Below are 510 nucleotides of genomic sequence, written 5' to 3' on the forward strand. Positions count from 1 at the left end.
TATGGCTCCACCCAGTTCAATGAAGTGGATTACATCCTGCTGGCAGGTGGCTCTGCCTCGATCGCCGATCTGGGTGATCTGATTCAGGAGAAAGTGGGGGCGGGCTGTTCTGTGGCCAATCCGTTCAGTGACATGGCGCTGGCAAACAAGGTGAGTGCCTCTGCCATTGCCAATGATGCCCCGGCATTGATGATTGCCTGCGGCCTGGCATTGAGGAGCTTTGACCAATGACAACAACAATTAACCTGTTGCCCTGGCGCGAAGAGCGCCGCAAGCGACAGCAGCAGGAGTTCATCGTTCTGCTGGTGGTAGCAGCGGTGGTGGGGGCTTTACTGTTCTTCGGCTGGAAAAGTGTGGTTGATCAGCAAATAGCGGACCAGCGTGCGCGCAATAGTCATATCCAGAGCAAAACCGCTGAGCTGAACGAAAAGATCAAGGAAATTAAAGAGCTGCAAGCCCGTCGGGATGAGTTGGTTGCACGAATGGAGGTTATTCAGAATCTTCAGGGAA

Annotated in this window: 2 protein-coding genes; both read left to right on the forward strand. The window is 53.7% G+C overall.

Features of this window, described 5'->3' with window-relative positions; translation table 11 throughout:
* Positions 1 to 231: pilus assembly protein PilM (pilM, locus tag A3730_RS23315; RefSeq protein ID WP_197477598.1), on the forward strand; the 231-nt coding region annotated here is incomplete at its 5' end.
* Positions 228 to 510 (forward strand): PilN domain-containing protein (locus A3730_RS23320; RefSeq protein ID WP_369819116.1); only part of this gene is annotated, 283 nt, incomplete at its 3' end. The genes pilM and A3730_RS23320, both read left to right, overlap by 4 nt.

The organism is Alcanivorax sp. HI0044 (genome assembly GCF_001634945.1).